Genomic DNA, 245 nt, shown 5'->3' on the forward strand with positions numbered 1-245 from the left:
CCTTCCTCTCAGAACCCCTATCCATCGTCGGCTAGGTGGGCCGTTACCCCGCCTACTACCTAATGGAACGCATCCCCATCGTTTACCGATGAATCTTTAATGGTATTATCATGCAATCTTACCATACCATCAGGTATTAATCTTTCTTTCGAAAGGCTATCCCTGAGTAAACGGAAGGTTGGATACGCGTTACTCACCCGTGCGCCGGTCGCCATCAAACTTAGCAAGCTAAGTTCATGCTGCCC

At 49.0% G+C, this 245-nt stretch carries 1 rRNA gene; it reads right to left on the minus strand.

Features of this window, described 5'->3' with window-relative positions:
* Positions 1-245: ribosomal RNA gene (locus I6E11_RS14990) — 16S ribosomal RNA — on the minus strand; the annotation flags it as partial.

The organism is Bacteroides caecigallinarum, assembly GCF_021531075.1.
In the GTDB taxonomy this organism is placed as follows: Bacteria; Bacteroidota; Bacteroidia; order Bacteroidales; family Bacteroidaceae; genus Phocaeicola; species Phocaeicola caecigallinarum_B.